This is a genomic window from Longimicrobium sp. (assembly GCF_036388275.1).
GTDB lineage: Bacteria > Gemmatimonadota > Gemmatimonadetes > Longimicrobiales > Longimicrobiaceae > Longimicrobium.
In genome coordinates this window covers 1-8,142 of record NZ_DASVSF010000035.1, presented here as the reverse complement: position 1 = coordinate 8,142, position 8,142 = coordinate 1, and the positions used below count along the sequence as shown (strand labels likewise).

At 73.4% G+C, this 8,142-nt stretch carries 2 protein-coding genes; both read left to right on the top strand.

Going from position 1 to position 8,142, the window contains the following annotated elements; translation table 11 throughout:
* On the top strand, window positions 1-2,389 hold a 2,389-nt coding region (locus tag VF632_RS08710; protein ID WP_331022484.1), incomplete at its 5' end, for an amino acid adenylation domain-containing protein.
* Between the two features lie 413 nt (window positions 2,390-2,802).
* Window positions 2,803-8,142 (top strand): amino acid adenylation domain-containing protein (locus VF632_RS08705; protein ID WP_331022483.1); only part of this gene is annotated, 5,340 nt, incomplete at its 3' end.

Here is an 8,142-nt window from a genome sequence, read left to right as displayed (position 1 = left end):
GGGGCTGATCGGCTTCTTCGTCAACACGCTGGTGCTGCGGACCGATCTCTCCGGCGACCCGAGCTTCCGCGAGGTGCTGCGGCGGGTGCGGGAGGTGACGCTGGGCGCGTACGAGCACCAGGAGGTGCCCTTCGAAAAGCTCGTGGCGGAGCTGAGCCCGGAGCGCAGCCTAAGCCACTCGCCGCTCTTCCAGGTGTCGTTCACGCTGGACAACGCCCAGGGCACGGGCGGCAGGCTCGGGGGGCTGGGCGTGCAGGGAGTGGGAACGGAGTTCGAGGTGTCGAAGTTCGACCTCTCCCTGACGCTCGCGGCGACCGCCCAGGGCGTGCGCGGCGGGTTGAACTACAGCACCGGCCTCTTCGAGCGGGGCACGGTCGAGCGGATGCTCGGCCACCTGGCGCGGGTGCTGGAGCAGGTCGCCGCCGACGCGGACGTGCGGCTTTCTCGGCTGGAGCTGCTCGGCGAGGCGCAGCGCGCGCTCGTGCTCGGGACGTGGAACCACACGGCGCGCGGATACTCCGACCCACCGGCCCACGCGCTCTTCGCCCGGTGGGCGCGCCGCGCTCCGGAGGCTGTCGCCCTGCTGGACGGCCGCGAAGCCGTGACCTATGGCGAGTTGGACCGGCGCGCGGAGATCCTCGCCCGGCACCTGCGCGAGCTGGGCGTCGGGTCCGAGACCCCCGTGGGGCTGTGCATGGAGCGCACGCACGAGCTGCTGGTGGGGGTGCTGGGGATCTGGAAGGCGGGTGGCGCCTACGTCCCCCTGGATCCGGGGTCCCCGGCGGAGCGGCTGGGGTGGATCATCCGCGACGCGGCGCTTCCGATGGTGGTCGCCACGGGGGGCACGGCCAGGGTGCTGCCGGAGCACGGAGCCACCCTCGTGCGGGTGGACCAGCTTCCGGACACCGCGGAGGCCGCGTCGGAGGTGCCGGCGTCCAACGCGAGGCTGGCGTACGTCATCTACACGTCCGGGAGCACGGGCCGTCCCAAGGGGGTGCTGGTGCAGCACGGCTCCCTGGCCAACCTGCTGGCGGCCACGCGCGAGGCGTTCGGCGCCGGCGAGGGCGACGTGATGCCGGCGCTGGCGTCGTACGCCTTCGACATCTGGCTCTTCGAGGCGCTGCTCCCGCTCACCTCGGGGGGCGCGGTGCGCCTGGTGGAGCGCGAGCGGGTGCTGGACGTGCCCGCGCTGCTGGAGGAGATCGCGGACGCCACGCTCGTGCACGCCGTCCCCGCGCTGATGCGGCAGCTGGTGCAGGCGGAGCGCGAGACGCCCCGGCTCGCCCGGCTGCGGCGCGCCTTCGTGGGCGGCGACCGGGTGCCGGCCGACCTGCTGGCGGAGATGCGCGAGGTGCTCGCCGGGGCGGAGACGCACGTCCTTTACGGCCCCACCGAGGGGACCATCCTGGCCTCCACGCACCCGGTGCCGGCGGACGGGATCGTGGAGGGGCATCCGATCGGCCGTCCCCTGGGGAACGTGCGCCTGTACGTCTGCGACGCGCTCGGCGGCGCGCAGCCAGTGGGCGTCCCGGGCGAGCTCCTGATCGGCGGGGCGGGGGTGGCGCGCGGCTACCTGGGGCGCTCCTCGATGACCGCGGAGCGCTTCGTCCCCGATCCGTTCTCCACCGACCGCGGCGCACGGCTGTACCGCACGAGCGACCGGGCGCGCTGGCGGGCGGACGGAACGCTGGAGTACCTGGCCCGCATGGACGAACAGGTGAAGATCCGGGGCTTCCGGATCGAGCCGGGGGAGATCGAGGCCGTGTTGCGGGGGCACGAGAGCGTCGCCGACTGCGTGGTCGTGGCGCGCGAGGACGTGCCGGGCGACGGGTGGCTGGTGGCCTACGTGGTGGGCGGCGTCGAGGCCGACGAGCTGCGGGAGCACCTGCGGCGGAGCCTGCCGGAGTACATGGTGCCGGCGGATTTCGTGGTGCTGGAGCAGCTGCCGCTGACGCCGAACGGCAAGATGGACCGCAGGGCGCTGCCGGCGCCGAAGCCGGTTTCCGCCGAAACGAGCTACGCGCCGCCGCGACGGCCCCTGGAGGCGGCGCTGGCGGCCATCTGGGCCGAGGTGCTGGGGCGCGCCCGGGTGGGGGTGAAAGAGAACTTCTTCGACCTCGGCGGGCACTCCCTCCTGCTCGTGAAGGTGCAGGCGCGCCTCCGCGAAACGCTGGACCGGACGATCCCGATCGCCGACCTCTTCCGCTTTCCCACGGTTTCGGCGCTGGCCGAGCACCTGGGGGCCGAGGGGGAGGGTGCCGGGGGACCGCGGGCCGGCGCGGAGGGGCGCAGGCGGCGGGGGCGCGACCGCGCCGCCGTCCGCCGGGCGCGGGCGGGGCAGGGGGCGGGTGGGAGCGGGGGAGCGACACGCAAGGGAGACGATTCATGAGCGATCCAGCCGGGGCCGTGGCGAAAGCCGCTCCTGCGCGCTGAGCTCCGCGCGGCGGCAGAAAGAGCCCCTCCCACGCTTACCGCCGCTTGCCGGAGATAGGGAGGGGCCGGGGGCATAAGCATAAGTCAAACACTGGCAGGGATTTGTATTGGTCGGGGTAGCGCGATTCGCGCGGCGCACGTACTTTATTAGACACCGCAAACTCAAATCGTTGCCCTAAAAAAGCTTAAGTCGACGCTTGTGGGGGGCGTGGAAAAGGGCCGGCCGCAGGCATGCGGCCAGGCCCTCTCGATACCCCCTCACCAGCGGCAGCGGCCCGCCGAGCACGAAACGGGCGCGCCGCACTGACCGCAGTCGCGAAGCACCAGGCACCTCCGTCTCGTCGGAAGCCATCGCATACAGAGCAGGACATGACCGATATCATCTCCCGGCTGGCCCAGCTGTCGCCCGAAAAGCAGAGGCTGCTGAGGCTGAAGCTGAAGGGCGGCGCAGTCGCGGCGTCGGCCGGGCACGACGGCGGCGAGCGCCCATCCGAGTTTCCCGCGTCGTTCGCGCAGCGGCGGTTGTGGCTGCTGGATCGCCTGGAGCCGGGGAGCGCCGCCTACTCGATGCCCCGCGTCTGGCGCATCCCCGGCCCCCTGGACGTGACCGCGCTGGAGCGTGCCGTCGACGAGCTGGTGCGGCGCCACGAGACGCTGCGCACGCACCTGGAGGAGCGCGGCGGAGAGCCGGTGCAGGTGGTCGCCCCGCCCGCGCCCTTCCGGCTGGAGGTGACGGACCTCTCCGCACTGGCTCCCGACGAGGCGCGGGCCGAGCTGCAGCGGCTGGCGCGCGCGGACGCCGCGTCCCCCTTCCGGCTGGAGGAGGGCCCGCTCTTCCGCGCCTCCCTGGTCCGGCTGGCGGCGGACGAGCACGCCCTGCTCTGGAACCTGCATCACGCGATCACCGACGGCTGGTCCACCGGCATCCTGGCGCGCGAGCTGAAGGCGCTGTACGAGGCCTTTTCGCGCGGCGAGCCCTCGCCGCTGGCGCCGCTCCCGCTGCAGTACGGCGACCACGCCCTCCGCGAGCGCAAGCGCCTTTCCGGCGACGCGCTCGCGGGGCTGGTGGGCTTCTGGCGCGACGCGCTGGAGGGGGCACCCACGCTGCTGGAGATCGCGCCGGACCGCCCGCGGCCCCCCGTGCGCACCCAGCGCGGCGCCGCCGTCAGCGCCATGCTGGGCGGCGGCCTCCCCGCGCGCGTGGACGCGCTGGCGCGGGCGCACGACGCCACGCCGTTCATGGTGTACCTGGCCGCCTTCCAGCTCCTCCTGGGCCGCTACGCCGGCCAGGACGACGTGCTGGTGGGCACGGCGGTCGCCAACCGCGCCTCGGTGGACGTGGAGGGGATCGTCGGGTTCTTCGTGAACACGCTGGTGCTGCGTGGCGACCTCTCGGGCGATCCCACCTTCGCCGAGCTGCTGGCGCGCGCGCGCGAGGCCACCCTGGGCGCCTTCGAGCACCAGGCACTCCCGTTCGAGAAGCTGGTGGAGGAGCTGAACCCCGAGCGGTCGCTGATCCACGCCCCGCTGGTGCAGGCCATCATCGTCCTGCACAACCAGCACAGCGTGGGCGGTGGGCCGGCCGTGACGGCGGCGGCTCCGGCGCAGGCGGCGGGGCCCGCGCTGCCGCTGGAGTCGGCGGGGGGCGCGGAGGAGGCGGCCCGCTTCGACCTCAGCCTGGAGCTGGCGCAGGAGCCGAGGGGCGTTCGCGCGCGCCTCAGCTACGCCACCGACTTCCTGGAAGAGGCCACCGTCCGGCGGATGCTGGGGCACCTGGAACGGGTGCTGGAGCAGGTGACCGACGACGCGGACGTGCGGCTCTCGCGGCTGGAGCTGCTCTCGGCGGAAGAGCGCGGCCTGGTGGTGGGTGGCTGGAACCGCACGGAGCGCGAAACCTCCGACGCGCCGGCCCACGCGCTTTTCGCCGAGTGGGCGCGTCGCGCTCCGCAGGCCGTCGCCCTACTGGACGGCCGCAAAGCCATGACCTATGGCGAGTTGGACCGGCGCGCGGCGATTCTCGCCCGGCACCTGCGCGACCTGGGGGTGGGGTCCGAGACCCCGGTGGGGCTGTGCATGGAGCGCACGCCCGAGCTGCTGGTGGGCGTGCTGGCGATCTGGAAGGCGGGCGGCGCCTACGTTCCGCTCGATCCCAGCTACCCGGCGGAGCGGCTGGGATGGATCATCGCCGACGCGGCGCTTCCCGTGGTGGTCGTTGCGGAGAGCACGGCCGGCGTGCTGCCGGAGCACGGGGCCACCCTCGTGCGGATGGACCAGCTTCCGGACACCGCATCGGAGACGACGCCGGAGGTGCCCGCGTCCAGCGCGGGCCTGGCGTACGTCATCTACACGTCCGGGAGCACGGGCCGCCCCAAGGGGGTGCTGGTGCAGCACGGCTCCCTGGCCAACCTGCTGGCCGCCGCGCGCGAGGCGTTCGGCGCTGGTGAGGGCGACGTGATGCCGGCGCTGGCCTCGTACGCCTTCGACATCTGGCTCTTCGAGGCACTGCTGCCCCTTACCTCCGGCGCGGCGGTGCGCCTGGTGGAGCGCGACCGGGTGCTGGACGTGCCCGCACTGCTGGAGGAGATCGCGGACGCCACGCTCGTGCACGCCGTCCCCGCGCTGATGCGGCAGCTGGTGCAGGCGGAGCGCGAGACGCCCCGGCTGGGGCGGCTGCGGCGCGCCTTCGTGGGCGGCGACCGCGTCCCGGCCGACCTGCTGGCGGAGATGCGGGAGGCGCTTCCCGGGGCGGAGACGCACGTCCTCTACGGCCCCACCGAGGGGACCATCCTGGCCTCCGTGCACCCGGTTCCGGCGGACGGGATCGTGGAGGGGCATCCGATTGGCCGTCCCCTGGGGAACGTGCGCCTGTACGTCTGCGGCGCGTTCGGCAGCCCGCAGCCGGTAGGCGTCCCGGGCGAGCTCCTGATCGGCGGGGCGGGGGTGGCGCGTGGCTACCTGGGCCGCGCCGGGCTGACGGCGGAGCGCTTCGTCCCCGATCCGTTCTCTGCGGAAGGCGGCGCACGGCTGTACCGCACGGGCGACCGGGTGCGGTGGTCGGCCCGGGGCGAGCTGGAGTTCATGGGGCGGGTGGACGCGCAGGTGAAGGTGCGCGGCTTCCGGATCGAGCCGGGGGAGATCGAGGCCGTGCTGCGCCAGCACGAGAGCGTCACCGACTGCGTGGTGGTGGCGCGCGAGGACGTGCCCGGGGACCAGCGGCTGGTGGCGTACGTGGCCGGCGGCGTCGAGGCGGACGAGCTGCGGGAGCACCTGCGGGGGAGCCTGCCGGAGTACATGGTGCCGGCCGCGTTCGTGGCGCTGGAGGCGCTGCCGCTGACGCCGAACGGGAAGCTGGACCGCAAGGCGCTGCCGGCGCCGGACTTCGCCCCGGCGCAGGAGCGCTACGTACCGCCGCGGACGCCGACCGAAGAGGTGCTGGCGGGGATCTGGGCGGAGGTGCTGCGCCTGGAGCGGGTGGGCGTGGAGCAAAGCTTCTTCGAGCTGGGCGGGCACTCGCTGCTGGGCACTCGCGTGGTCTCGCGCGTCCGGGACGTATTCGCCATCGAACTGCCGCTTCGCGCGCTCTTCGAGGGACCCACGGTGGCGGAGCTGGCGGTGCGGGTGGAGGAGATGCGCCGCGCGGGGGCGCCGGTGCTGCCGCCGGTAGTGCCGACCGAGCGCACGGGGGCGCTGCCGCTGTCCTTCGCGCAGGAGCGGCTCTGGTTCATCGACCGGCTGGAGCCGGGGAGCACCATCTACAACATGCCCGCGGCGCTGCGTCTGACGGGCGCGCTGGACGAGGCGGCGCTGGAGCGGAGCCTGGGCGAGATCGTCCGGCGTCACGAGGCGCTGCGGACGGTGTTCGGCGAGGTGGGCGACTCGCCGGTGCAGGTGATCGCGCCCTTCGGCGGGTTCGCCCTGCCGGTGGAGGACCTGTCGGCGCTGAGCGAGGCGGATCGCGAGGCGGCGGTCGGGCGTCGCGCCGGCGAGGAGGCGCGCCGGCCCTTCGACCTTTCGGCGGGACCGCTCTTCCGTGCGGCGCTGCTGCGCCTGGGCACCGACGATCACGTGCTGCTGCTCGGGATGCACCACATCGTCAGCGACGGGTGGAGCATGGGGGTGCTCTTCCGCGAGTTGTCGGCGCTGTACGCGGCGTACCGCGAGGGGCATAGGTCGCCGCTCCCCGAGTTGCCGGTGCAGTACGCCGACTACGCGGTGTGGCAGCGCGAGCAGCTTGCGGGCGGGGTGCTGGAGCGGCAGCTGGCGTACTGGCGGGAGCGCCTGGCGGGAGCGCCGGAGCTGCTGGAGCTGCCCACGGACCGTCCCCGCCCGGCGGTGCAGACGTACCAGGGCGCGACGGTGCCGGTGGAGCTCTCCGCGGAGCTGCTGGAGCGCTTGCAGGCGCTGGGGCGGAGCGAGGGGGCGACGCTGTACATGACCCTGCTGTCTGCCTTTCAGGTGCTGCTCGGCAAGTACGCCGGCAGCGAGGACGTGGTGGTGGGGAGCCCGATCGCCGGCCGCACGCGCGGGGAGGTGGAGGAGCTGATCGGCTTCTTCATCAACACGCTGGTGCTGCGCACCGACCTCTCGGGCGACCCGAGCTTCCGCGAGACGCTGCGGCGGGTGCGGGAGGCGACGCTGGGCGCGTATGCGCACCAGGAGGTGCCCTTCGAGAAGCTGGTGGCCGAGCTGCAGCCAGAGCGGTCGATGAGCCATTCGCCCCTGTTCCAGGTGGTGTTCACACTGAACAACGCCGAGGGCGGGGGAGGCGGTCTCCCGGGGCTGGAAGTCGGCGGCGTCGGTGCGGCCATGGAGGTCGCCAAGTTCGATCTTTCCCTGACGCTCGCGGCGACCCCCCAGGGCCTGCGCGGCGGACTGAACTACAGCACCGACCTCTTCGAGCGGGGCACGGTCGAGCGGATGGTCGGCCACCTGGCGCGGGTGCTGGAGCAGGCCGCCGCCGATGCGGACGTGCGCCTCTCGCGCCTGGCACTCACGGGGCCGGAGGAGCGTGCCCGGGTCGTCGTGGAGTGGAACCGGACAGAGCGGGCGTACCCGCGGGGCGTGTGCGTCCACGAGCTGTTCGAGGCGCAGGTGCGGGAGCGTCCCGGTGCCGTGGCGCTCTCCTGGGGCGACGAGTCGCTGACGTATGCGGAGCTGGATGTGCGGGCCAACCAGCTTGCCAATCACCTCGTCCACCTGGGCGTGGGCCCCGATGCTCGCGTGGGGGTGCTGCTGGAGCGGAGCGCGGAGCTGATCGTCTCGATCCTCGCGGTGCTGAAGGCGGGCGGCGCGTACGTGCCGCTGGACCCCGCCTATCCACCCGAGCGGCTGCGCCTGATGCTCGCCGACAGCCGCGTTCGCGTGCTGCTCAGCCGCGGCGACCTGGCCGGGGCGGTGGCGGGAGGCGGCCTGGTCGTCGTCCACCTCGACCAAACGGCCGATGCGCTCGCGTCGGAGTCGGTCGAGGCGCCTCCCAGTGGAGCCACCGCGGAGAACCTGGCGTACATCGTCTACACCAGCGGGAGCACGGGCAAGCCCAAGGGCGTGATGGTGGCGCACCGGCACGTCGTGCAGCTCGTCGTCGAGACCGACTACGTGCGGTTCCAGCCGGGTGACCGCATCGCGCAGGCGTCGAACGCGAGCTTCGACGCGCTGACGTTCGAGGCCTGGGGTGCGTTCCTCAATGGCGCCACGCTCGTCGGAATTCCC